The 24,500-nt window shown below is 44.2% G+C and carries 26 protein-coding genes; 14 read left to right on the top strand and 12 right to left on the bottom strand.

The features are described from left to right. Window positions 1-10 precede the first annotated feature (10 nt). Window positions 11-196, bottom strand: coding sequence for a hypothetical protein (locus DPF91_RS16375; RefSeq protein ID WP_117235538.1), 186 nt, complete (start codon window positions 194-196; stop codon window positions 11-13). Window positions 197-393: 197 nt separating this feature from the next. Between DPF91_RS16375 and DPF91_RS16370 the strand changes: the two genes are divergently transcribed. Beyond that, window positions 394-816, top strand: coding sequence for a VF530 family protein (locus tag DPF91_RS16370; RefSeq protein WP_117235518.1), 423 nt, complete (start codon window positions 394-396; stop codon window positions 814-816). A gap of 112 nt (window positions 817-928) precedes the next feature. Here the strand turns inward: DPF91_RS16370 and DPF91_RS16365 are convergent, their stop codons facing one another. From DPF91_RS16365 to DPF91_RS16350, 4 genes are all read right to left on the bottom strand, one after another. Further along, window positions 929-1,702 carry an amino acid ABC transporter ATP-binding protein gene (locus DPF91_RS16365; protein WP_117235517.1) on the bottom strand — a complete coding sequence of 258 codons (774 nt, stop codon included), beginning with the start codon at window positions 1,700-1,702 and terminating at the stop codon, window positions 929-931. A 16-nt stretch (window positions 1,703-1,718) separates the two neighbouring features. Next, window positions 1,719-2,816: an amino acid ABC transporter permease gene (locus DPF91_RS16360; protein WP_117235516.1), complete on the bottom strand. Its 1,098-nt coding sequence runs from the start codon at window positions 2,814-2,816 to the stop codon at window positions 1,719-1,721. A gap of 1 nt (window position 2,817) precedes the next feature. Then, window positions 2,818-4,023, bottom strand: coding sequence for an amino acid ABC transporter permease (locus DPF91_RS16355; RefSeq protein ID WP_117235515.1), 1,206 nt, complete (start codon window positions 4,021-4,023; stop codon window positions 2,818-2,820). Window positions 4,024-4,089: 66 nt separating this feature from the next. Continuing rightward, on the bottom strand, window positions 4,090-5,118 hold the full coding sequence (locus DPF91_RS16350; RefSeq protein ID WP_117235514.1) for an amino acid ABC transporter substrate-binding protein: 1,029 nt from the start codon (window positions 5,116-5,118) through the stop codon (window positions 4,090-4,092). 454 nt (window positions 5,119-5,572) lie between these two features. Here DPF91_RS16350 and DPF91_RS16345 point away from each other — a divergent pair, with 454 nt between their 5' ends. Continuing rightward, the gene (locus tag DPF91_RS16345; RefSeq protein ID WP_117235513.1) at window positions 5,573-6,505 is read left to right on the top strand and encodes a precorrin-2 dehydrogenase/sirohydrochlorin ferrochelatase family protein; all 933 of its coding nucleotides are present in this window, start codon (window positions 5,573-5,575) and stop codon (window positions 6,503-6,505) included. Window positions 6,506-6,607: 102 nt separating this feature from the next. Here the strand turns inward: DPF91_RS16345 and DPF91_RS16340 are convergent, their stop codons facing one another. Further along, window positions 6,608-7,090: a YajQ family cyclic di-GMP-binding protein gene (locus DPF91_RS16340; protein WP_117235512.1), complete on the bottom strand. Its 483-nt coding sequence runs from the start codon at window positions 7,088-7,090 to the stop codon at window positions 6,608-6,610. 246 nt (window positions 7,091-7,336) lie between these two features. Here DPF91_RS16340 and kduD point away from each other — a divergent pair, with 246 nt between their 5' ends. Both kduD and DPF91_RS16330 read left to right on the top strand, forming a co-directional pair. After that, a complete protein-coding gene (kduD, locus tag DPF91_RS16335; protein WP_117235511.1) occupies window positions 7,337-8,098 on the top strand; it encodes a 2-dehydro-3-deoxy-D-gluconate 5-dehydrogenase KduD in 762 nt (253 codons plus the stop codon). Between the two features lie 49 nt (window positions 8,099-8,147). Then, entirely contained in the window at window positions 8,148-8,789 is a 642-nt protein-coding gene (locus tag DPF91_RS16330) for an RpiB/LacA/LacB family sugar-phosphate isomerase (protein WP_117235510.1), read from the top strand. Between the two features lie 457 nt (window positions 8,790-9,246). Here DPF91_RS16330 and DPF91_RS16320 read toward each other — a convergent pair whose 3' ends face one another. Then, window positions 9,247-9,978 carry a PIG-L deacetylase family protein gene (locus tag DPF91_RS16320; protein ID WP_117235508.1) on the bottom strand — a complete coding sequence of 244 codons (732 nt, stop codon included), beginning with the start codon at window positions 9,976-9,978 and terminating at the stop codon, window positions 9,247-9,249. Between the two features lie 357 nt (window positions 9,979-10,335). On the opposite strand from DPF91_RS16320, the gene DPF91_RS16315 reads away from it, so the two are divergent. From DPF91_RS16315 to DPF91_RS16305, 3 genes are all read left to right on the top strand, one after another. After that, a complete protein-coding gene (locus tag DPF91_RS16315) occupies window positions 10,336-10,722 on the top strand; it encodes a Fur family transcriptional regulator (RefSeq protein ID WP_420855612.1) in 387 nt (128 codons plus the stop codon). Window positions 10,723-10,793: 71 nt separating this feature from the next. Continuing rightward, on the top strand, window positions 10,794-12,134 hold the full coding sequence (locus DPF91_RS16310) for a dihydroorotase (RefSeq protein ID WP_117235506.1): 1,341 nt from the start codon (window positions 10,794-10,796) through the stop codon (window positions 12,132-12,134). A 108-nt stretch (window positions 12,135-12,242) separates the two neighbouring features. Beyond that, window positions 12,243-13,238, top strand: a complete 996-nt coding sequence (locus DPF91_RS16305) for a CobW family GTP-binding protein (protein WP_117235505.1) — start codon at window positions 12,243-12,245, stop codon at window positions 13,236-13,238. Window positions 13,239-13,317: 79 nt separating this feature from the next. On the opposite strand, the gene DPF91_RS16300 is transcribed toward DPF91_RS16305, so the two are convergent. Both DPF91_RS16300 and DPF91_RS16295 read right to left on the bottom strand, forming a co-directional pair. After that, window positions 13,318-14,178, bottom strand: a complete 861-nt coding sequence (locus tag DPF91_RS16300; RefSeq protein WP_117235504.1) for an aspartoacylase — start codon at window positions 14,176-14,178, stop codon at window positions 13,318-13,320. 30 nt (window positions 14,179-14,208) lie between these two features. Continuing rightward, complete coding sequence (locus DPF91_RS16295; protein WP_117235503.1) at window positions 14,209-14,889, bottom strand: DUF1826 domain-containing protein; 681 nt, start codon at window positions 14,887-14,889, stop codon at window positions 14,209-14,211. Between the two features lie 249 nt (window positions 14,890-15,138). Here DPF91_RS16295 and DPF91_RS16290 point away from each other — a divergent pair, with 249 nt between their 5' ends. The 7 genes from DPF91_RS16290 to DPF91_RS16260 all read left to right on the top strand — a co-directional run bounded on the left by DPF91_RS16290 (window position 15,139) and on the right by DPF91_RS16260 (window position 22,341). Continuing rightward, window positions 15,139-15,597, top strand: coding sequence for a (2Fe-2S)-binding protein (locus tag DPF91_RS16290; protein ID WP_117235502.1), 459 nt, complete (start codon window positions 15,139-15,141; stop codon window positions 15,595-15,597). 22 nt (window positions 15,598-15,619) lie between these two features. Beyond that, window positions 15,620-17,815, top strand: coding sequence for a xanthine dehydrogenase family protein molybdopterin-binding subunit (locus DPF91_RS16285; protein ID WP_206355578.1), 2,196 nt, complete (start codon window positions 15,620-15,622; stop codon window positions 17,813-17,815). 34 nt (window positions 17,816-17,849) lie between these two features. Then, on the top strand, window positions 17,850-18,890 hold the full coding sequence (locus tag DPF91_RS16280) for an XdhC family protein (RefSeq protein WP_117235501.1): 1,041 nt from the start codon (window positions 17,850-17,852) through the stop codon (window positions 18,888-18,890). Between the two features lies 1 nt (window position 18,891). Then, window positions 18,892-19,500, top strand: a complete 609-nt coding sequence (locus tag DPF91_RS16275) for a nucleotidyltransferase family protein (RefSeq protein ID WP_117235500.1) — start codon at window positions 18,892-18,894, stop codon at window positions 19,498-19,500. Between the two features lie 106 nt (window positions 19,501-19,606). Continuing rightward, on the top strand, window positions 19,607-20,605 hold the full coding sequence (cbiB, locus tag DPF91_RS16270) for an adenosylcobinamide-phosphate synthase CbiB (RefSeq protein ID WP_117235499.1): 999 nt from the start codon (window positions 19,607-19,609) through the stop codon (window positions 20,603-20,605). 18 nt (window positions 20,606-20,623) lie between these two features. Beyond that, the gene (locus DPF91_RS16265; protein ID WP_117235498.1) at window positions 20,624-21,715 is read left to right on the top strand and encodes a threonine-phosphate decarboxylase; all 1,092 of its coding nucleotides are present in this window, start codon (window positions 20,624-20,626) and stop codon (window positions 21,713-21,715) included. Further along, complete coding sequence (locus DPF91_RS16260) at window positions 21,712-22,341, top strand: histidine phosphatase family protein (RefSeq protein WP_117235497.1); 630 nt, start codon at window positions 21,712-21,714, stop codon at window positions 22,339-22,341. Before DPF91_RS16265 ends, DPF91_RS16260 begins: the two co-directional genes overlap by 4 nt. 42 nt (window positions 22,342-22,383) lie before the next feature. Here the strand turns inward: DPF91_RS16260 and DPF91_RS16255 are convergent, their stop codons facing one another. From DPF91_RS16255 to dhaL, 3 genes are read right to left on the bottom strand one after another with little or no spacing between them, the layout of a single operon-like run. Beyond that, entirely contained in the window at window positions 22,384-22,929 is a 546-nt protein-coding gene (locus DPF91_RS16255; RefSeq protein WP_117235496.1) for a DUF1097 domain-containing protein, read from the bottom strand. A 10-nt stretch (window positions 22,930-22,939) separates the two neighbouring features. Beyond that, window positions 22,940-23,824, bottom strand: a complete 885-nt coding sequence (gene lsrF / locus DPF91_RS16250) for a 3-hydroxy-5-phosphonooxypentane-2,4-dione thiolase (protein WP_117235495.1) — start codon at window positions 23,822-23,824, stop codon at window positions 22,940-22,942. A 10-nt stretch (window positions 23,825-23,834) separates the two neighbouring features. Beyond that, the gene (gene dhaL / locus DPF91_RS16245; RefSeq protein ID WP_117235494.1) at window positions 23,835-24,488 is read right to left on the bottom strand and encodes a dihydroxyacetone kinase subunit DhaL; all 654 of its coding nucleotides are present in this window, start codon (window positions 24,486-24,488) and stop codon (window positions 23,835-23,837) included. Window positions 24,489-24,500 lie beyond the last annotated feature (12 nt).

The raw sequence follows: 24,500 nt of genomic DNA, 5'->3' as shown, positions 1-24,500 counted from the left end.
AATGATCGAGTTAAGCATCTTTGTGTCGATGTTTTAAAAGATCGACAACATAGATAACCGCACTGACAACCAAGAAAGTCGCAGAAACAAAAAATAGCGCTGGCATCTTCAGAATCCATGCAAATGTCGCTGCGAGAAAGGCGACAAATGAGATTAAGCGACTGGATGACATAACTTGACCGAGTTTGATATTCATAACGCCCCCTCTAAACACACCGTTTTTCAACACCTCCATTGTTCCATAGTTTCCTGATTTAACAGGCTAAAAAAACATCAAAAGTTATAATTCAGTGATGGAGGTCTCTGGTGATTGATAATGATTTCGTTAACGGCTTCAATCAACTCTCTGTTAGAATGTCGCAGTTAAACAGTCCCACCAATTAGGATAACCCCATGACTGATGAAGAAAGAATTGAACTTCAACAAAACAACCCATTACACGGTCTAAAAATGGAAACCATGCTGCAAGAGCTGGTTGATCATTATGGTTGGGATATCCTTGATGCCGCAATTCGTATTAATTGCTTCAACACCAAGCCTTCGATTGCTAGCAGCGTAAAGTATTTAAAGAAAACAGAGTGGGCGAGGGAGAGAGTGGAAAACTTTTACCTCTATAAATTCAAACGTATGCCTAAGGCAACAGATGAAGAATTTGCGCTTCCACCACGTGCAAGACCTTTCCGTCACGGCTTACAGCCAAAAGAGCCTATGGAATTGACGGTAGAATCGATTGAGGCATCTAGAGCAAAAGCAGCGTCATCCTTTAAAGCTCGTAATTCAAAAGGCGGTCGAGGCCGTCACTCTGGCAGAAGCTAATTAGAACGGAACGTTTATTAGCAAAGGACTATTCTCTTAGATGTATTAGTTCAGACTAAAATACAAAAAGGGAACGCTATTGCGTTCCCTTTGTCGTTCATTCTGTGTGTGATTAGTGGTGAAGTATCTGACTTAGGAAGTTCTGTGTACGGTCAGATTGTGGATTTTCAAAGAAGTCGACAGGGTTGTTCTCTTCAATGATTTCTCCTGCGTCCATGAATATTACTCGGTCCGCTACCTCTTTTGCGAAACCCATCTCGTGGGTTACACAAAGCATTGTCATACCTTCGTCGGCAAGCTCAACCATTACATCAAGTACTTCGCGCACCATCTCGGGGTCGAGTGCTGATGTTGGTTCATCAAACAACATGACTTGCGGATTCATACATAGAGAACGAGCAATGGCTACACGTTGTTGTTGACCACCAGACAATTGACCTGGATATTTGTCTGCTTGGTCAGGGATCTTAACGCGCTCTAGGTATTGCATTGCGATTTTTTCTGCTTCCTCTTTAGGCATTTTTTTCACCCAAATCGGAGCAAGGGTGCAGTTTTCAAGAACCGTTAGGTGAGGGAAGAGGTTAAAATGTTGGAAACACATACCGACTTCACGACGAACCGCCTCGATATTTTTAAGGTCTTCGGTTAACTCGTTACCAGAAACGAAGATGTGACCTTTTTGGTGCTCTTCTAGGCGGTTGATACAGCGTATCATCGTTGATTTACCTGAGCCTGAAGGGCCACAGATTACGATTTTTTCGCCTTTTTTAACATTAAGGTTAATATTCTTTAGTACGTGAAACTCACCGTACCACTTGTTCATATCTTGTAGCTGAATCATGTATTCAGAGCTTACAGCGTCTTGAGTGTTAGATTGTTGCGTCATAATACGTCCTTGATGTTTATCGTTTGTGGCCGGTGTGAAGTTTGTTTTCTAGCCAGATAGAGTATCTAGACATACCAAAACAAAATACCCAGAACACTAACGCGACAAATACATAGCTTTCTGTAGCAAAACCAAGCCATTCTGGGTCGGTGTTTGCTGCTTGACCGATACCTAGAACATCGAACATACCGATGATAAGTACCAGACTGGTATCTTTAAATAGACCGATAAAGGTGTTTACGATTGAAGGAATCGTGATCTTAAGTGCTTGCGGCAGGATGATCAGTCCCATTTTCTTCCAATAGGATAGGCCAAGTGCGTCAGCGGCCTCATATTGCCCTTTTGGAATGGCTTGTAGACCACCACGGATTACTTCTGCCATATACGCAGCACTGAATAGAACCACACCGATAAGTGCACGAATCAGTTTATCTGTCTCTGAACCTGCTGTTAGGAACAGTGGAAGCATTACTGATGCCATGAACAGTACAGTGATAAGTGGAACGCCACGCCATACTTCGATGTAAACCGTACATAGGCTGCGGATGATTGGCATCTCTGAACGACGACCTAAGGCCAATGCCACCCCTATTGGTAAAGATACAACGATACCCACTAACGCGATGACCAGAGTAACCAGCAGTCCGCCCCATCGATGAGTTTCGACGACTTCTAGGCCAAACACGCCACCATAAAGAAGCGCTGCGATCATAAACGGATAGATGTTTACCGTGAACAGCCAAATCCATACACGTTTTGGTGTGCCTTCATAAGCGAGTAGGGCAACCAGTACCGCTAATGAGCCATAGAATAATTGTGGACGCCATAACTCAGCTTCTGGGTAAAAGCCGTACATAAACTGATCCCAGCGGACGCTGATAAATACCCAGCACGCGCCTTCACGAGAACAAGCATCACGTGTCGTTCCGACCCAATCAGCGTTTATAAATGCCCATTGAGCAATATTCCATATTAGGATAACGGCAAAGTAACCGAGAACGAGAGTCAATACGGAATTGACCGGCCCATTAAATAGATTCTTGCGTAGCCAACCCACGACACCAACCGTGTTTGATGGTGGTGGAAGATCTGGCTGAAATTGATGTGTACTCATATTATCTCTCCACCAGAGCTACTTTACGGTTGTAAACGTTCATCAGAGCTGAAGTGAGTAAGCTCAGAGTGAGGTATACACCCATGGTCATTGCAATGATTTCAATTGCCTGACCGGTTTGGTTTAGCGTTGTACCCGCGAATACAGATACAAGATCTGGATAACCAATTGCCATCGCGAGTGATGAGTTTTTGGTTAGGTTTAGGTACTGGCTGGTTAGAGGAGGGATGATGATACGTAGCGCCTGTGGAATAACCACTAGCTTCAATGTTTTAGAACGAGGCAAACCAAGTGACATAGCTGCTTCTGTTTGACCATGGCTCACAGCGTTAATACCTGAACGCACGATTTCAGCGATAAATGATGCTGTGTAGATACTGAGAGCTAAACCTAGCGCTGCAAGTTCAGGGATGATGCTGATGCCACCTCGGAAGTTAAAGCCTTTTAGTTCAGGGTATTCTGCAGAAATTGGCATTCCTACAACAAGATAAACTAGAGCAGGCAGCGCAACACATAGTCCCAGAGCTACACGACCCATTGGGGTTTGTTGACCCGTTAGTTTTTGTCGGTTGTTGGCCCAAATATTCACAAGGAAAGTGGTGATTAATCCAAAAACAAATGCACCGATAACAATACCACTGCCTTGTTCAAAAACTGGAGCGGGGAGGTATAAACCACGGACATTTAGGAAAATGGCTTCGCCCAAGCTTAAGCTCTGTCGAGCTGAGGGTAGTGCTTGAAGTACAGCGAAATACCAAAAAAAGATTTGAAGAAGTAGTGGAACATTACGGAAGATTTCGATGTATATCGCGGCAAAGCGGCTAACAAGCCAGTTGCTTGACAGTCGTGCAATACCCATTGTGAAGCCAAGAACGGTCGCTAGGATAATACCCAGGACAGAAACTAAAGCCGTGTTGAGTAAGCCGACGACGAAAGTGCGACCGTAAGAAAAGGTTTCGTCATATTCGACGAGTGTTAGTCCGATGCCGAAGCCTGCCTCTTGATTGAGGAAATCAAAGCCGGTTGCGATACCACGAGCATCTAAGTTAGTTAGGGCGTTGTTGACAATATTGTAAAAGAAAGCGACCAGAGCGATTACCGCAATAATTTGGAACAGCACTGAGCGAAAAGTGGGGTTATAAAGTAAATTTGCATTTTTACTGGCAGGCTTGGCCTCAGTAGATGCAATAGCGTTATCAGGTTTCATATACAACTAACCTCAAATCCATTGAGAAAGGGCGGGGTATACCCGCCCTGTATCACTTTGCTTTAATTAGCGAATTGGTGGCGCATACATGAAGCCGCCAGCATTCCAAAGTGCGTTAACTCCGCGGTCGATTTGAAGTGGAGAGCCAGTACCTACAGTACGCTCGAAGCTTTCACCGTAGTTACCAACTTGTTTGATAACTTGGTAGCCCCAATCGTCACGGATACCTAGGCCTTTGCCTTGAGGACCGTCTACACCAAGGATACGTTTGATGTTAGGATCTTTAGACTTCAGCATTTCGTCCGCATTCTTAGAGCTGATGCCGTATTCTTCAGCATTCACCATTGCAGCAAGTGTCCACTTAGCGACGTTGAACCATTTGTCATCATCTTGACGTACAACTGGGCCCAGTGGCTCTTTAGAAATGATTTCAGGTAGTACTTGCGCTGAGCTCGGATCAGCTAGGTTGAGGCGAAGTGCGTATAGGCCAGATTGGTCCGTTGTTAGCACATCACAGCGACCCGCATCAAAACCTTTAGAGGTTTGAGCTGCTGTATCGAATACCACTGGCTTGTAAGACATGCCATTGTTGCGGAAGTAATCTGCTAGGTTAAGTTCGGTTGTTGTACCAGACTGAACACATACTGATGCGCCGTCTAATTCTTTTGCACTTGTAAGGCCTAGGTCTTTCTTAACCATGAAGCCCTGGCCATCGTAGTAGTTTACACCTACGAAGTTAAGACCAAGTGCTGTATCTCGGTGTAGCGTCCAAGTTGTGTTACGTGACAATACATCAATTTCACCAGACTGAAGTGCAGTGAAACGTTCTTTTGCCGTTAGAGGTACGTACTTAACTTTTGTTTTGTCCCCTAGAACAGCGGCAGCAAGTGCTTGACAGTACTCAACGTCAATACCCTCCCAGTCACCTTTCGAGTTTGGGTTTGAGAAACCTGGTAGACCAGTACTCACACCACAAGTTAAAAAGCCCTGAGAAGTTACTTTATCTAGAGTGCTATCAGCAGCGGAAGCCGTGGTAGACATCATGGCAGTAGATGCAGCTACGACTGAAGCAAGAACGGTTAGTTTATTTGCCATTGGTATCCTTCCTGTATGATCCTTGTTGTGCCTCAAAATGAGGGCAACGAACTCATAAATTGTTGTGTTTGTTTGCTTACTTGGTTTTTACGTTGCATAAAAATGGTGCAATGCGTAAACAGTAGTAAGCGTAGGTAAGGATTGCTGATTTCTCAAATTGTTAATTTAAAAGAATTTTTGAGATAATCTTTGCAACCGAACGACTACTAGCATGTACAAATGTTACATGTTTGTAAATAGTGCAACGGCGCACAAAACTGGAACATTAGAGTGTCTGTTTTTTATTCGATTGTTTAATAGATAAAAATACTGCAAACTTTTTTCTGGTTGATATTTAATCTCGACATAAAGTCTAAATTTGAATCTAAATACTTAAATGGACGGGATTTTATAAAAATATCGCACCATTATGGTGATGGTTGCATTTAGCTATAAACTCGAAACAAGGATAGAGATGCAGTATTTCCCACTATTTTTAGACCTTAAAGCAAAGCCTGTTCTCGTCGTCGGCGGGGGAGAAGTTGCCAGCCGTAAAGTGGATACATTGATAAGGGCTGGTGCTGACGTCACGATCGTATCTCCTTCTATTGAGAACTACCTTCAAACAAAGGTCGATGCGCAGGAATGTCGATGGGTGCAGAGTTTTTACCACCCAGGTTTGATGTCAAATGAGTACGTGCAGGTTTGGGCAACGACGGACAACAATGAGCTCAACCACCAAGTGCATAAAGATGCAAAAGAGAAAGGCCTACTAGTTAACGTTGTGGATGACCTTCCTTATTGCGATTTCATTACACCGTCACTTGTGAATCGTGGACGGATTCAGATTGCAGTATCGAGTGGGGGAGCTTCACCGGTGCTTGTGCGTAAGGTGCGAGAAAAATTTGAGTCGGTTTTACCATTCAATCTCTCTTTACTAGCAGATTTTTGTGCGTCGAAAAGAAATTCAATTAAAGAGCATTTTTCAACAGTTGATGAGCGTCGAAAATTCTGGGAACTGTTCCTAAATGACACTAAGGTTGAGCTCGCACAAAGCCGCGAGGAGCTGGAAGCGTTATATCAAGCGTCCATTGCGACGAGTATTGATATGCAAGGCAGTTTAACTTGGTTAGAGTTTGGGGTAGATCCGGAGCTATTGACGCTAAAGGCGCTCAAAAAGATGCAGCAAGCTGAGCTCGTTTTGCATCCACAAGATTGCCCATTTGAGTATATTGATTTGTGTCGTCGAGATGCAGAACGTGAAGTCTATGCCAATAGTGCCGAGCTATCTTCTATGATAGCGAATCCAGAACTTAAGCCTATGCGCGTTGTGGTATTCATCCCAGAAGGATCGGCAGAGTTTAAGTTGCTCACTCAGAATATCTCAATAATGACTCAAGGCTCGTAATGTCAATTGGTCTGAACTCTCCTGAGCTGGTGTAGGTGAGCAGGCAAACGAAAGGGGACTTAATTGAGTCCCCTTTATTGTGTTTGTTACTTCTCGCAAAGATTAGTCGCGGAAGTTATCGAACTGGAATGGTTGACCAAGTTCTGCTTCACGTACAAGAGTCATTACCGCTTGAAGATCATCGCGCTTTTTGCCTGTCACACGAACTTTCTCACCTTGAATTGCAGCTTGAACTTTGATTTTTGAATCTTTGATTTGTTTAACGATTTTCTTAGCGGTTGGTGTGTCGATGCCTTGTTTGAATAGCACATCTTGAGACCAGTTTTTACCGCTTGCTGTCGGTTCTTTTGATTCCATTGCGTTTGGATCAACATTACGCTTAGTCAGGTTTCCACGCAGAATGTCTCGCATTTGCTTCAGTTGGAAATCTGCTTCTGCTTTCAGCTTTACTACTTCATCTTTATATTCGAAGCTAGCTTCTATACCACGAAAATCAAAACGAGTTGAAAGTTCACGGTTAGCGTTATCGACTGCGTTACGCAGCTCTACTGAATCGATTTCTGAAATGATATCAAATGATGGCATGGGTCAATATTCTCCTATCTAATCCTGCCTAATGATGCTGCGTTGCAGTCTATCACGATATCCTTATATTTTTCAGGCTCTAATCTTACATTTGAGTAGATTTACTGCCTCAAGCTGTAATCAACATTAACCACGACACACTTTTAACGTGAAATTGAATAAATACATCTCATGTATGATTATAATATTTATTGGCGGCTGGCCATCGTTTGGTCAGGTAGGTAGGTTTTAAGGTGTGGAGTGGAAATGTCATTAAACTTATTTGATCTCTCAGGCAAGGTTGCGGTTGTGACGGGTTGTAATACTGGGCTAGGTAAAGGCATGGCTGAAGGGCTTGCTAGTGCAGGGTGCGATATTGTTGGTGTTAATCGCAGTGAGCCGGTAGAGACTAAGCAAAGTATTGAAGCACTGGGTCGACGCTTTATTGATGTTCGAGCTGATCTTTCTAATATTGATTGCATTCCTAGCATCATCGAACACGCGAGGGATGCGCTGGGAAGAATTGATGTGTTGGTTAATAACGCTGGGATCATTCGTCGCAATGATGCTTTAGACTTCACTGAATCGGATTGGGATGAGGTAATGAACATCAATACCAAATCATTATTTTTCCTATCTCAAGCAGTTGCAAAGCAATACATCAAACAAGCTAGTGGCGGTAAGATCATCAATATTGCCTCTATGCTCTCATACCAAGGGGGAATTCGAGTTCCTTCTTATACAACGTCAAAAAGCGGTGTGATTGGTCTAACCAGATTGATGGCCAATGAATGGGCCGGTCAAGGCATTAATGTGAATGCGATTGCTCCGGGGTATATGGCAACAAACAATACTGCAGCACTTCAGGCGGATGAGCAACGAAACCAAGAAATCCTTAATCGTATTCCAGCTGGTCGTTGGGGCACTCCTCAAGATATGCATGGAGCGATTACCTTTTTAGCATCGGCGGCATCGGATTATGTCAACGGCTTCACTATGGCTGTCGACGGCGGCTGGTTAGCGCGCTAGATCCATTGATACTCAATCACGCATTAGTAAAAGCATTAAGGTCAAAGAAATGAAAATTGCACTAACCATGGAAAATAGCCAAGCTGGCAAGAGCAAGATGGTGTTTGAACAGTTAACAAGCGCGACTCAACACACGGAGCATGAGGTATTTAATGTCGGTATGTTGGATGAAAGCGATCATCACTTAACTTATATTCACTTGGGAATTCAGGCGAGTTTGCTACTGAATTCTAAAGCGATAGATTTTGTTGTAACGGGCTGTGGTACTGGCCAAGGCGCACTAATGTCACTTAACGCACACTCAGGAGTCATTTGTGGATATTGCCTCGAACCATCCGACGCCTTCTTGTTCAATCAGATCAATAATGGGAATGCTTTATCTCTGGCATTTGCCAAAGGTTTCGGCTGGGGTGCGGAACTCAATCTGCATAACATGTTTACTCAAGCTTTTTGCACTGGCGAGAAAGGGCAGGGTTACCCACTTGAAAGAGCGGAGCCTCAACAAAAGAATGCTGCGTTGCTTAATCATGTGAAAGCTGCGTCCACGAAAGATTCGCTAATTGATGCCTTGGATGCGATGGAACCCGATTTGGTTCAGGCTGCTATTGGTAGTTCTCAATTCCAGGCATGCTTCTTCGAAAACAGCCAAGATCCAGTACTGTCAGATTACGTCAGAAAGCGCCTTGGTTAATTTTACCTGACCTGAGTGTTCCAGAGCGTTCTTTCGTTCTGGAACCAGCTAATCGATGACCTAATCGTACACAATGCACATCGTTTTATGATTTTTATCAAACAAAGTTCTATAAGGTATCCAAAAGCCTTCTTAGTTACAAATGGAATGGTATTCTATAAGTTGTTTTGATGACTTGTGAGAGATTGAAAGTGCAGGATAAAGCGACACTACGCTTGATGTATTTTATGTGTTTAGTCTTTTTGCTAACAGGTATTGGGATTGCCTATTTTATACATGAGCCCCTGTGGTCAGGTTTGATCTGTATTGCTTTGAGCCAGTGGTTCTTTGTGTTAGCGAGAATCAAAGCGGGAAAGATGAGAAGAGCTGATTTTGAGACAATAAAATAAACCCCAATACTTAGATAGCGATTGGGATTTATTTTTAGTTGGTGCTCAAGAATGTGTATTAGTGCGGCTTAGAGTGAGTCGACACAATTTGGGAAGACAGCTTGGAAGCCCTCTGCGTATAAGCAACTACGTCCACCAGCTTGACCACCAGAGTTCCTTCTAAAATGGTTACCACGGTTTTCCGCGAGGTTTTCATAAAACTTCCAAAGGTGCTCTTGGCCTTGCATACATTCTATTGCTGCTTTTTTCTTTTCCCATACATCGGAGATATCAAGGAAGGTATTCGGTTTCCATTCCATTTGCTCACTTTGATGTGGCTCAAATAGGTAAAGTTGTGGTGCACCAAGTACTTGTTCGCCAGGGTTGTGGCCCCAGGCTTGCGCAATCATGCGGCATTGAAGTGCGATCTCTGTTGCGTACATATGATCGGTATTGTACGGGTCCCACTTTGAGTGGCTCATCATAAACTCAGGTTGGATCTCTCTGATTAAATCAACGATTTGATATTTGCCTTCCGTATCGATTTCAAGTGGGTAGTCACCAAAATCAAAGAAACGAATATCGTGTGCTCCCAAGGCATCGGCTGCAGCTTTTGCTTCCTCACGGCGAATACGTTTTACGTCCTCCAGCGTCATGCCTTCTTGCTTCCAAAGCTTCGCAGATTCACCTCTCTCTCCATAAGATAAACATGCAATCGTGACTTCATATCCCAGTTTTTGATGGAGCGCGATAGCACCACCACAGCGCCATACAAAATCTGCAGAGTGTGCACTTATTACTAGAGCCGTTTTCTTTGCCATGAGGTATTTCCTTATTCTAATTATCCATTTAGGTACGTTTGGATGTTCTTGTCTTGATGTCAGGATAAGAATAGCGATTGGGACTAAGTTGTTGAAATTGAATTAACATGGAGGGTATTCAATTTTGATAAATGTTCGGATCGATAGAACGTGTCGGTAACGCTTTCACAGTAGCTAGAGAGAATGAAATTGGTAATTCAGAGTTTGCTGGGTCGATAGCATTTAGAAATTTACATTTCGTTATGTTATAACATAACAATCAATTGGAGAGTTAGGAGTAGATGGGTTTACATGCCATATCATTTGGATAAGACATTAGACAAAGTCGTCCGCAATTTAAAAGCTAAGGGTAAGCGAATGACATCGACACGGCGTGTCGTTCTTGGATCCCTTCTTCATGCCAAGAAACCCTTATCGGCCTATGAATTGATGGATTATTGCGCATCTACTTTTGAGCATTCGCTGCAAGCAATGTCCGTCTATCGAGCATTAGAATTCTTAGAGAGTGAACACTTGGTGCATAAGTTGAATACGTCGAATAAATTTGTTGCCTGTTCGCATATAGCGCAATCACATGAGCACGGAGTCGCTCAGTTTTTAATCTGCTCCAAGTGCGACAAGATCGCAGAACAACAAATCGATCCTATTCTGATTGACGCATTGACAAAGCATGCGCGAAAACAGGGGTTTACGTTGATTCAGCCACAACTTGAAATCGAATGTATTTGCGATGCTTGTAAATAATTCTCTTTAAAACTTCAACCAATTCATTCAAATCAGTACCGAAATAACGTTATTAGGGAAAAGTAGATACAATGCAAAGCACGTTGATCAAAAATGCGAAGATAGTGAACGAAGGTAAGATTCGTATCGCTGATTTAAGAATCGTCGGAGACAGAATTGATTTAATAGCCGACAGCATCGAAGGGGCAAGTTCAGACTTCATTATTGATGCTCAAGGTAAGTACCTTCTTCCAGGGATGATTGATGATCAAGTCCACTTTAGAGAACCAGGGTTAACCCATAAAGGAAGCATTGCTTCAGAGTCAAGAGCTGCGGTTGCTGGTGGTATCACAAGTTACATGGAGATGCCCAACGTAAATCCAGCGACGACAACTATTGAGGCTTTGGAGGAAAAATTCGCCATTGCAGAGGTAAGCTCAATGGCGAACTACTCATTTTATCTTGGAGCAACGGAAGACAACCTTGAAGAAATTAAACGTTTAGATCCATCTCGACACTGCGGCGTTAAGGTGTTTATGGGCGCATCTACCGGCAACTTGCTTGTCGAGGACCCTCAGGCCTTGGATGATATTTTTCGAGAGTCACCTGTGTTGATCGTTACGCATTGCGAAAGTGGTGAGGTGATAGCAAAGAATAGACAAGAGCTATCTAAATCCAAGTCAGAGTTCACCATTGAAGACCACCCTAAGTTGAGAGATGACGAAGCCTGTTATGCATCTTCTTCTTATGCTGTCTCTTTGGCTAAAAAATATAATAGTCAGTTGCATGTTCTTCACATTACGACAGAGAAAGAACTTTCCTTATTTGAAGCGGGGGCAATAGAGAATAAACACATTACAGCGGAAGCCTGTGTCCACCACTTGTGGTTTTCGAATGAAGATTACGCACAGAAAGGTAATTTCATCAAGTGTAACCCTGCCATCAAATATTCTTCAGATCGAGACTCGCTCATCAAAGCTCTGCATACAGGGAAAATTGATATTATTGCGACTGATCATGCGCCTCATACCAAAGAAGAAAAAGAGGTGGCCTATGAATTATCGCCTGCAGGATTACCACTGGTTCAACATGCTTTATTAACCCTACTCGACCACGTCAATAATGGTCGTATGTCTATCGAACAAGTGGTAGAGAAAGTATCACATAACCCGGCGATTCGTTATGGCGTTGAAGAACGAGGATTCATCAGAGAAGGATATTTTGCTGACCTTGTGCTTATTGATTCGGATAAGGCAACTGACGTAGATGACGATAACTCTCTGTATCATTGCCAGTGGTCCCCATTCAGCGGTCATCGCTTTGCTTCTTCTATTCAGTCGACTTGGGTCAATGGGCAGCAAGTGTTCAATGATGGTGTCTTGAAGGAACAAGTGAACGCCGCGAGAAGGCTCACATTTAAGCGTGGTAAATAGTCCTTTCAGAGCTCTTTCGAAGGGTTTAGATATTCAATAATCATTACGTTGTAACTTAAGTTGTTGCGAAACAATGCTTCGCAACAACTTGTATATGGAGATTTTCAGATGAGTGGTAACGATAACAAGATCCTTGGCGTACCTACCAATATTATTACCGGGTTTCTTGGCGTCGGCAAAACATCAGCCATTCTCAATCTGATGAAGAACAAGCCCGATAACGAGAAGTGGGCAGTTTTAGTTAATGAGTTTGGTGAAATCGGAATTGATGGTGCTCTACTGGATGGGCAACGAGACACTAAGGGAAGCGTGTTTATGCGGGAAGTGCCAGGGGGATGTATGTGCTGCACTGCTGGACTCCCAATGCAAATCGCATTAAACCAACTGCTTACTGAAGCCAAACCCGATCGTCTGTTGATTGAACCTACCGGATTGGGACATCCAAAAGAGGTGCTTCAGGTGTTATCATCGCAACACTATCAACAAGTGCTGTCTCTTCAAAAGACGATAACGTTAGTCGATGCCAGAAAGTTAGCGGACCACCGATACACAGGGCATGACGTGTTTAATCAGCAAATTGCAATCGCGGATACCGTAGTAGGCAATAAATCAGATTTATACTGCTCGAATGAGTTCGAACAGCTCCAGCAATATGTCACCACATATGGTAAGCCTGAAGCTAGGGTATTGCTTTCCAAGAACGGCATCATTGCATTTGAGGAATTTGAGGGTGGTAGTGAGCTAGATGAACATAAGGGGCACCACCATCATCATGAACGTAAACCTATCGCTTCCGAACTACCGTTACCAGAAAGTGGCGTATTAAAGGCTATGAATGAAGGTGAGGGTTTTCAAAGTGTTGGTTGGCGATTTTCTGCGAGTAAAGTGTTTGACCGCAACAAACTGTTGACGATACTCATGCAGATAGACGCTGAACGAATGAAAGCCGTTTTTATCACCTATGATGGAATATTTGGTTACAACATGACACCCGACGGTTTAACGGAAGCTGAACTTGATGACTGCAATGAAAGTCGAATAGAAGTGATAGGGCATGAGATTGATGATGACTTAGAACTTCAGCTTTTAAATTGTATAGTCTAATCAAGTTATAACAAAGCCCAGAGAGTGTTTGATTCTCTGGGCTTTGTTTTATGAAGTGGGTTTTTAAAAAGAGTCGAAACTAATCTACAAACACTGTCTTTTTTTCAGCTAATGCCATCGCGATATTCGCCGAGCTATATGCACTTTCATTGATGAAGTGGGGGTAGATATCGTTTTCTTTTTCCCAATAAATATCAAAGCCGAAGAAGGTGGCCATAATAGGCTCCCCGGTTTTTACCACTTCGAAATCTCTGCCACAGATGGTCGGATGAACGGCTGCTATTCTCATACCATCATGATCCATTGGTATTTGGACTTCCTCGGTATAATAGAAGGCGTCATAGTTAGCTAGGTTACTAAGCTGGTACAAATTGTGTTTGTCGACGTAATCTAACACTAAACTGAGCATTTCTTTCATCAGTTCGAGCGTTTCAAACTGTAAGCTACCGTGGGCCTGAGCGCCTACTTCAATCATGACCCCGTATTGGCTTGCCGTGCATAGGTAAGGTTGTTCATTCCATTCTTTTCTGTCTTCGAACAGGATATTTGAGCCCGGCATCCGTTGCTTTACATAGGCGCCCATTTTTTTGTAGAACGGGGAGTTCGATAGCAAAATCAATGTTGCTCCCATGTTGCTTGTCGTGTTATGTAGGTCGATGATCAAAGGATTGTTCGCACAATAATTATTTTTGAATTCGGTTGCTAACCTGGCTTCCTTTGAATTTGCCTCTAGCTCGAGTGAAAACTGTCGGTTTAGATCTTGTTCGACAAAGCGAGTATTGGCTTTTACTGCGTCAGGGTTTGCTATTACAGAACTTGCAGAGAAGCTCGCTCTATCGATATTGTACAAGCGTTCTTTTATAAGCTTGTTGAGATAGATGCCTGATAGTTCATTCCCATGTGTTCCGCCTACGATGAGAACTTGGTTAATATTATCCATGTAGAGTTAAAATCCTGTATTTAAAACGACTTACCTAAAATCTAAAGTAAGCAATAGTCTAGACTCGCCATGTTCGATCATTGGTGAACGGTGGACGAGACCTTGATTTTCGTTGCCAATCCAACTTTCTCCTTTTAACAGTGCGACATCGCCGGCTATCAAGTGTTGGATATTGCTTTCCTTCCTATAAAGGCCAGAATCTGAATCCGGCAAGCCATTGCTTCCACTACCTAGCTTAGAACGATCTACGTCTTGGCCATGCAGCCATTGTGTTGCGATACCTTGATATGTTGTCACCAGTCGACAGGGCACTCGATCGACATGAAATTTTGGACACATTGCTTTATTTAAGGTCGCAAGGCGAACGCCTACATGTTCAAGGTCAAACAGACAACCAAACATATCTACAAGTTCAGCTATATTGTCGACTAGGCTGCTAGGAGCAATGTCACCTATGGCTTTGTATAGAGATGCGTGAGCGTCTTGTGGCTTAATCGTGAGAGACTTTTCAAAATTTGGGTTGTGCGTAATGAATTCAGCAATCTCTTTTTGCAGAACTGCTGAAAATGCTCGATTCCAGATCGCGATCTTGACTTCATCACGATAGATGTCTGTGAACACCGTCGGACTTTTTCCATGAGCTACACTTTGATGTTCGGAAGGTGGGGCTTCTTCATTGGATGTTACTTTTTCAGCGATGGCGAGCTCCATAAAGATTACCTCTTGTGATGATGTTTACCTGTTTGAGTAAGGAACGTTCCTTACTAAATTAGTTTATTGTTATGTTATAACATAACAATAAATTAGAGGGAATCTCTTGAAGTCTGCAGATTTTAGGGTGTTGGCTATAATTTGCTCTATGGCTAATCGATAAGCCAATGATGATCTGATGAGAGTGTATTGTTGTCCCCAGCCATTGGGTGAATGCGCAAGTATTGATTGGCGAGTAGGAGAACCTCCATGGCACTAACTCTTAACGTGAACGGCGTCGATGTTGAAGTCGATGCATCATCCGATACCCCTATCTTATGGGTCATACGTGACCACCTTTCTATGACAGGCACAAAATTTGGTTGCGGAATGTCCCTTTGTGGTGCGTGCACTGTTCACTTAAACGGTCAACCGATACGTTCTTGTGTTACACCAATTCAAGCTGCCGTTGGTCAGAAGATTACTACTATTGAGGGCATTGAGAGTCCTGCGGCAGTCGCTATACAAGATGCTTGGGATGAGATGCAAGTACCTCAGTGCGGATATTGTCAGTCTGGTCAGGTTATGTCTGCTGTAGCCTTGTTAGAAAGAAACCCAAACCCGAGCTATGAAGATATTGATGCTGCGATGACAGGAAACGTGTGTCGCTGTGCAACTTACGTTCGTATTCGCAATGCCATTAAACACGCATCGACCAAGTTGTCTTGAGCTGAGATTGGAGTGAAAAATTATGCGCTTAAAATCCTTATCAATGGCAACTCAAGAAGCTGCCACGACTCGTCGAGATTTTTTAAAGTTGATGACGGGAGTTGGAGCAGGGTTGACGTTAGGAGTTTCTATATCTACTGCGAAAAAGGTTTCAGCTTCTAATCATGTCGACACTAATGCCTCTTTTGAACCTAATGCTTTCGTGAAGATTAATGGCGACAATACGGTCACTGTCATGATTAAGCATGTGGAGATGGGTCAGGGAACTTATACCGGACTTACTACCTTAGTTGCTGAAGAGCTTGATGCTTCCTGGGAGCAAATGAAACCGGAGGGTGCACCTGCAGATGCCTCACGCTACAACAATACCCTTTGGGGGCCAATGCAAGGTACTGGAGGGAGTACAGCCATTGCCAATTCATACATCCAACTCCGCACCGCTGGTGCTGTGGCGCGTTCAATGCTGGTCCAAGTGGCAGCGAACAGATGGGGAGTGAGTCCAGATGAGGTTGTAGTTAACTCAGGGGTGTTAAGTCATGGCTCGAATACAGCCTCTTTTGGTGAGCTGGCCGAGGAGGCCGCTAAACTGCCTGTTCCTGACCCTAGTTCTATCGCACTGAAATCTCCAGACGATTTTACTCTGATTGGTAAGGCAAAATTGAGTCGCAAGGATACTGGCAAAAATAATGGCAAGGCTATCTTTACCCAAGATTTCAAACTTCCCGACATGCTTACTGCGATGGTTTTACACGCCCCCAAATTTGGGGCGAAGCTAAAGTCAGTTGATGCAAGTAACGCCAAGAAATCCCCTGGTGTCGTCGATATATTAACAATTCCTACAGGGGTGGCAGTACTCGCCAACGACTACTGGAGCGCAAAAAAAGCACGAGATCTCTTGGTTGCGGAGTGGGACGAAAGCTCTGCCTTTACTAAGAGCTCATCGCAGATACTTCAGGAGTATAAACAAGTTTCATTGCAGAAAGGCTTGCCAGCTAGAAGTGATGGAGATGCGCTGGCGGCACTAGAAAAGTCGCAATCTGTTATAGATAACACGTACGAATTTCCATTTCTTGCTCACGCAACGATGGAGCCGATGAACTGTGTCGCACAGGTGACAGATCAAGGCTGCACAATTTGGAATGGTGAACAGCTCCAAACCGTTGATCAAATGAATGTGGCTAACTTGCTGGGTTTAAAACCTGAGCAAGTTACTTTGAATATGTTACTTGCAGGTGGCAGCTTTGGTCGACGCGCAAACCCTCATTCCGATTACTTACTCGAAGCGGTAGAGATTGCTAAACAAAAGAAAGGCATACCAATAAAACTGGTATGGAGCCGTGAAGATGACACTAGAGCGGGTTACTTCCGTCCGGCCTACGTACACAAACTAAAAGCGGGGTTGGATGAGGACGGTAACATCAATGCTTGGTATCAACATATTGTTGGTCAATCAATACTACACAATACCGCGTTTGAAGCGTTTCTCGTTAAAGATGGAATTGATGGAACGTCGGTAGAGGGGGCATCAAACAACCCTTATGATATCCCAAATCTAGCTCTTGAACTTACTACCGTAAAAGAAGGACCAACAGTCCAATGGTGGCGTTCCGTGGGGAGCACGCATACTGCATTCGCCGTTGAAACCATGATGGATGAACTGGCATTTAAAGCAGGTAAAGACCCCGTTGATTTCCGTATGAAACTCCTAGAAAAACATCCTAGATGGCAAGGGGTATTGAAGCTAGCCGCTGAGAAAGCTGGCTGGGGTAAAACTCTTCCAGAGGGAACTGCAATGGGCATTGCTGTCCATGAGTCTTTCGCCACTTATGTTGCTCAAGTGGCTGTCGTCTCCAATAACAATGGTTATGTGAGTGTTGATAAAGTCATATGTGCCGTGGACTGCGGGGTTGCAATCAATCCTGATGTCATTAAGGCGCAAATGGAAGGTGGGATTGGGTATGGACTGTCACCTACGTTAATGAGTGCAATTACGCTCAATGAGGGCGGGACTGTAGCGCAATCGAACTTCCACGACTATCAAGTACTTCGCATCAATCAGATGCCTGAGGTTGAGGTGCACATAGTGCCATCTGCTGAAGCACCTACGGGGGTCGGTGAGCCTAGTGTACCACCCATTGCTCCAGCCGTTGCCAATGCGATGGCTGCGTTGACGGGTAAACGTCAACACGTATTACCTTTAAATACCAAACTGAGTTAGTTAATCGTCTGAGGCGATGGTGCAGGAGCGGAGTATGTCGAATCACTTGTTCTATTTATTGTCTGATTGGTATTCGAAAAGGGATGTGGCGAAGTGGGTTCTTGGAACGGTTTATCAAACGGAAGGGCCTGCGTATCGCAAAGCGGGAGCCATGATGTTGTTCAGTGACGAGGGTGATCAGCTGGGAATGTTGAGTGGAGGATGCTTAGAATCAGACATTCATTTACAAGCAAGAAAAGTGGCGGTCAGTGGTCATCCGATGACACTAACCTATGATGGAAGCGATGAGGATGATCTCGCGTTTCAATTAGGTATTGGGTGTGGTGGGGTCGTTCACATCCTTTTACAGCCTATTTCAGCATTAAATGACTATCTGAAGTTGCCTGAATTGCTCGACGCTATGCGTTCTCGTACCACTGGTTATTACCTGCAAAAAGTTTCTCGAGATAGCGTCAATGCCAGTTTCTCAACTCAAGCTATTCCACTTAAAAAGACAGCCAAAAACTCCGAGCTTATAAAGGATGAAGACGGAGATTGGTTGTGTACGACCATTGAGGCTCCTCTTCATTTATTGATTGCAGGAGGGGGCATTGATGCTAGGCCGGTTGCAACCATCGCTCATCAGCTAGGGTGGCAGGTTACCTTATGGGACCCTAGGCCGGCGAATGGCCGCCCCGAGTATTTTCCGACAGTGGATTGCCGCCTAACCTGTGATAGAGAGAGTCTCGGGCTGTATTGCCAACAACATTCAGTACAAGCTGCAATATTGATGACACACAATGTTGAACTTGATGCACAAGCATTGTCTGCAATGACAAATGTACAACTAAAATATTTGGCCTTGCTCGGGCCCATGAATAGGCGAGATCGTGTCATTACTCAATCTGGTATCCACTTGAATGATTTAGCGATACCGCTCGCTGGTCCGGCAGGGCTTAATATTGGTGGAGATCTACCTGAAACTATTGCTTTGTCTATCTTGTCTGAATGCCAAGCCGCTGTGAATCATCGTACCGCTGAGTCTTTAAGTGATGCACTACTTACCAATCATCCAATGAGAAGAGCAGCGAGCTGATATGAAGGTTGCCATCATGATTATGGCTGCTGGAGAGAGTCGCCGGTTTTCAAGATGTAAGCTTCTTGCTGCTGTTTCGTCTACAGAAACCTTATTATCGCGTACTGTTACAAGTGCACTAACCAGTGACATAGGCGATGTATATATAATCACTGGGCGTTGGCATGAAGATGTTCAAAAATACCAGCAAGCTGGTTACTTAACTGGAAGTTCCACACTTCACTGCTCTTCATGGCAACATGGTCTCGGCTCTTCCATTGCTTTCGGTGTTCGTAAGTTAGCAGCCTCTTACGATGCTATTTTGATAACGTTAGCAGACCAAATTGATATTGATGCAATGCAACTTCAGAGCTTGATTACAGCATACAAAGGCGGTGTCGTATGCGCGAAATATGCTGGAAAAAGGGGAGTGCCAGCACTATTCCCAAAGGAACATTTCGAATCGTTAAAATCATTAAGTGGTGATGTAGGAGCGAAGAAGTTGCTCAACGAAGGAATCTGCAGTATTGAGGAGGTGGAACTGAGTAGTGCTTCTATCGATATCGATACGGTTGAGGAGTTGAGCTTATGGAAACAGCGAAAGCAAGGGAATCAGAAAAACAGGAAGTAATCCTCTCAGCCTAATTAGGTAATTTCATGTGACAATGTCACTGTGGAATAGTAAATTATCCGCACCTAAAAAGGATTTGAATCGAACCACTCGAGTTGTATGAGTAATGCCTGCATCAGTTGAACTTTTAACCAATCACTTACTTTCTGGTGCGTTAAGTATTATTTGTGCACTTTGGCTTGACCAACTTCTCGGTGAGCCAAGAAGGTTTCATCCACTTGTTGGTTTTGGCCGGTTATCAAGGTTGATTGAGATTAAGCTAAGGCTTTCTCCTCGTGAGAAATCTCATCAATACAATTCTGACTCTGTAGCGAAATATAACAGGCGTAACGGTGCGCTTGCTTGGTTCTTAGCGGTTACACCTCCAGTTATGTTCACTTGGTTGATTTCAACGCTGCTCTCTAGTTCGTTCCCTCTAATTAATTTTATCTTTAGTACCATTATTCTCTATTTGACCATCGGTGGACGAAGTTTGACTGAGCATGCTCATCATATTTATGTCCCGTTAAAATCGGGGGATATGACTGGCGCTCGGTTTGCGGTATCGATGATCGTCAGCCGTAACACAGAGAAGATGGGTGAAAAAGAAATCGCTTCTTCTGCTATTGAGTCGGTGCTAGAAAATGGCAATGATGCCGTGTTCGCCCCTATGTTTTGGTTTGTCATTTTTGGAGCACCGGGTGCCGTGCTGCTGAGATTAGCAAACACCTTAGATGCGATGTGGGGCTACAAGAATGAAAAATATAGACATTTCGGTTTTTTCTCAGCGAAGCTTGATGATCTGCTGGGCTGGGTACCCGCGCGTATCACAGCGCTTGCCTATGCCTTTACTGGTGACTTTAAGCAGGCGCTGACTTGCTGGAAGACTCAAGCAAAAGATTGTGCTAGTCCCAATGGTGGTGTCGTGATGACTTCTGGTGCAGGTGCTTTGAGGATTAAGATCGGTGGCCCTACCTACTATGATGGTGTTTTGCACGATAAAAAACCTATGGGCATAGGAGTAGAGGCGTTTCCTGAAGCGATTGATAGAGCGAATAACCTGGTAAAGCGAAGTAGTTTCGGGCTGAGCTATTTGTGGTTAGTGTGCGTTATTGGGTTAATGTGAGTTGGAGAGCATAAGGCAGTGATTCATCACGGTGGAAAACTTTTAGAAGCGATCGGTGTTTATGGTGGGAGCAAGGAGGAGTGGGTCGATGTTTCCACGGGTGTGAGCCCTTATACCTATCCGGTCACCTCAATACCATTAGAAGCGTGGAATCGACTTCCAGAGGATAATGACGGTCTAGAGATAGCCGCGCAGTCCTATTACAACTCTCGAATCACTCCCGTAGCGATTGCGGGATCTCAGGCGGCGATAATGCTATTGCCACTTATCGTCACCGAACACCTTGGTCGTTGTGGGACTATTTGCCTTCCTTCCGTTGGCTACAAAGAACACCAACATGCTTGGCAGAAATTAAGACATAACAATCAAATGTGGGATCTTGATTTCTATGATGACATCCCTTCTGATGAGCAAGTTAAGCGCGCAGACGTCATTTTGATCATCAACCCAAATAATCCAACCGGATACTTCATCGATCAGCAAACGATGCACCGTCTTCAGCAACAACTTCACGCCAAGGGTGGAAGGTTGATCGTTGATGAAGCTTTCATGGATTGCACACCAGAAAAGTCGATTCTTCCAACATTTAATACTCAGTCGAAGCTCGATGAAAACCTGATCGTTCTTCGCTCAGTTGGAAAGTTCTTTGGCTTGGCGGGGGCTAGGGTCGGATTTGTTTTTGCAGTATCACCTATTTTGCAAAAGTTACGCGAAGAAATCGGTCCGTGGACAGTAACGGGGCCTGCTCGTTGGGTAGTCAATCAAGCTCTACAGGATGGCACTTGGCAACAGCAAACACGACAGCAGCTTAAAACAGATATCACAAGGTTAGAATCCCTGATCTCTAATGCTTGGCGTTGTCACTATACTTCGGGAAACTTGTTCGTGACAGCCTACCTAAATAACGCGGAAATTACTCATCAGACAATGTGTAAAAACCAAGTCTTAGCCCGGCTATGTGACGAAAACAATGCGATTCGTTTTGGGTTACCGAAGCAAGATTGGCAGTGGGATAGGTTAGAGCAAGTGTTGAAGTATGTGTTTGCTGATTTGCATTTTGACCCTAACTCGAGTTCTTATCAAAGTAATCGTTCATCAAGCCTTTCATGAGATTCATATTAGTCCGACATGGGCAAACATACTGGAATATCGAGCATCGATTACATGGTTGGTTGGATAGTGACATTACTCCAAGTAGTCGTGACCTTGCCTTAAACCTGTCGCTGGAAGAGTACTTTATTGACTCTCAAGGTGTGGTTTTGTTTTCTAGCGACTTAATTCGAGCTAAACGAACGGCTGAACTAATAGCAAAAACACACCAGCTCCCGATGGAATGTGACCAGAGACTACGCGAACGTAGGTTTGGCCTATTACAAGGTGAGGTCATCAATGAGAAAGTAAACCAGCACAGTGAATGGCTTGCTTACTCAAACAGGTATAACCTCCCATTGAGTGGAAAGTCTTTTGGTGAGGAACCAGAGATAGAGTTCGTTGATCGTATACTTTCGTTTCTAAGTGATAGTTTAAGCAATGGAAGTCAAACTATTGTTATAGTTTCTCATGGCGAGTGGATTAGAACTTTCGTGAATCTATGCGAGAAACGCGCGAGTTGGGAATTTGGGGCGGGTATTCCAAATAATATGGAGCCATTGATCGTGGATTGCAGTGAGGAAGACATCGCTACCTTGTTAAAAAAACACGAGCTTCAAAGACAGAGAGCTAGGGCTTGCACGTAATGTCGAACAATCCTAGCTCTCTAATGGTTAAGGGAGCGCATCTTAATGACTTAAATGTGCACCGTGATCAGAACCGTGTTCGACATAATGCTCATAACGAGTACGTAGCGATACCGTCATCCAGCCGTATCCTAGACCGATTGCACAGTAAACCAATTCAGTAATCGTCGCGTTAACGTAGTTTGCCCCTCCAACGTAAGACATAAATCCAAAGAAGGTACCTGCACCCACAAACAACGCAGGGACGAAATCAAATGGGGGTAAACGTTCTAGGCAAATGCAACCAATAACAACCACAAAGATGGCAAGCGGTGTTGCGACGAAGCCCATTGGGCTGAATAATCCAGCGAACTCCATGATTGCAATAGAAGCAACAATACCCGCAATATAACCGCAGAACGTTTTCTTGGCTCCTTCGGGGGTGCATCCAGCCATGAAATACATTGCCCATGCAATGAATGCGATCCAACCAAATCCAACATTGCCCTCTACTGGCATCGCGGGTGCCAAAATTTGGTCCAATATTTGGACCGTGAACGCTAAGAAAGCGACCATAATTGGGATTACGATAAACTGTGAAAATTTCATAATATCATCCTTAACTCATTGAGCTTTTCTCCGAGTGATAGAGATCGAGTGCTTGTGGTGGTGTATAGCCTTGATGGACTACGCTGTTAATCGCTTTTAGCATGGCAACCGGGCAATCGGATTGGAATACGTTCCTGCCCATATCCACACCGGCAGCGCCTGATTGAATGGCGTTATAGGCAAGTGTGAGAGCATCTAGTTCGGGCACTTTCTTCCCGCCAGCTACCACGATTGGAACAGGGCAAGCAGCCACAACCTTCTCAAAGTCTTCGCAGTAATAGGTCTTAACAATGTGTGCACCCAGTTCAGCAAGAACACGAGTCGCGAGCATGAAGTAACGGTTTGTTCGTTCCATTTCTTTACCAACCGCTGTGACGCCAAGAGTAGGGATGCCATATCTTTCCCCAGCATCTATTGCTTTCACTAAGTTATGTAAACTGGAACATTCACCATTTGCACCAACGAATACTTGAACCGCCAAGCATGAAGCATTGATGCGAATCGCATCGTCGATATCTACACCAACAAACTCATTACTTATGTCATCTTTTAAGATTGTGCTACCAGCACTGGATCTGAGAATGACAGGCTTATTGTGATTAGGTTGAATACAACTTCTGATCGCTCCGCGCGTGGCCATGAGAGCGTCGGCATGAGGAGCAAGTGGTTCGATGGCTAAGTCTAAGCGTTCTAAACCGGCTGTCGCCCCCATGATGTACCCGTGATCAAACGCAAGCATCACGGTTTTCCCAGACTCTGGACGAAATATTCGACTCAAGCGATCTTTCATACCCCAATCTACATTCTCCATACCTTTAACGTGAAAGGTTTGATTACGAGCAGGGCTATCTAAGCCATAGTCTTTGGCAATTTGATTGCCATCTTTGTCTGCCATGTTGCTCTCCTTAATGAATATGGTGAACGGCTTCGTTAAATGAAGAGAACAGAAGCGCCATGCTGGTTGCTCCTGGGTCCACGTGCCCAACGGCTCGTTCACCCATGTTCTTCGCTCTACCACGTGTTGGAATCATTTGCTTAGTTGACTCAGCACCGGATTGAGCCGCATCGGCGGCATGTTCGAACATATCTTCTAGCTCGACACCGTGTTCGGCGTCCCACTGCATGGTATTGGCAGCAGGAATCAGTGCATCAAGCATGGTTTTTTCCCCTTGGTGTGCACCGCTGAACTGAATGACGCGTTCAACACCTGCTCTTATCGCATCTGCCGCTTCATAAACGGAAAGCTCGTTACTTTGAATGGCAGATCCCATTCCCATGAACAAGTTGCCAATGAGCATTCCAGCAGAGCCGCCGTCTTGGCACATAATTGACCAACCAATATCTTGGATCTGTTTGCTTAGCTTTTCTGGTGACAAGGTTTCTTTAGGGGCATGAGATAGGGACTCTTCGATGCAGTGGCAAACACGAAGCATTGTTGTACCATGGTCTCCATCGCCAGTTTTGCTATCGAGTTCGTTTAAGTGGGGAACTTGGTTTTGAATATTATTCGCGGCAGTTTCTAACATGTCGAATAACATAGTTTGATTTAAGACTGTCATTTTCCTCTCCTT

The organism is Vibrio maerlii (assembly GCF_003415655.1).
GTDB classification, from domain to species: Bacteria; Pseudomonadota; Gammaproteobacteria; order Enterobacterales; family Vibrionaceae; genus Vibrio; species Vibrio maerlii.
The sequence above is the reverse complement of the archived record's forward strand: the minus strand, read 5'-3'. Positions and strand labels throughout refer to the sequence as shown.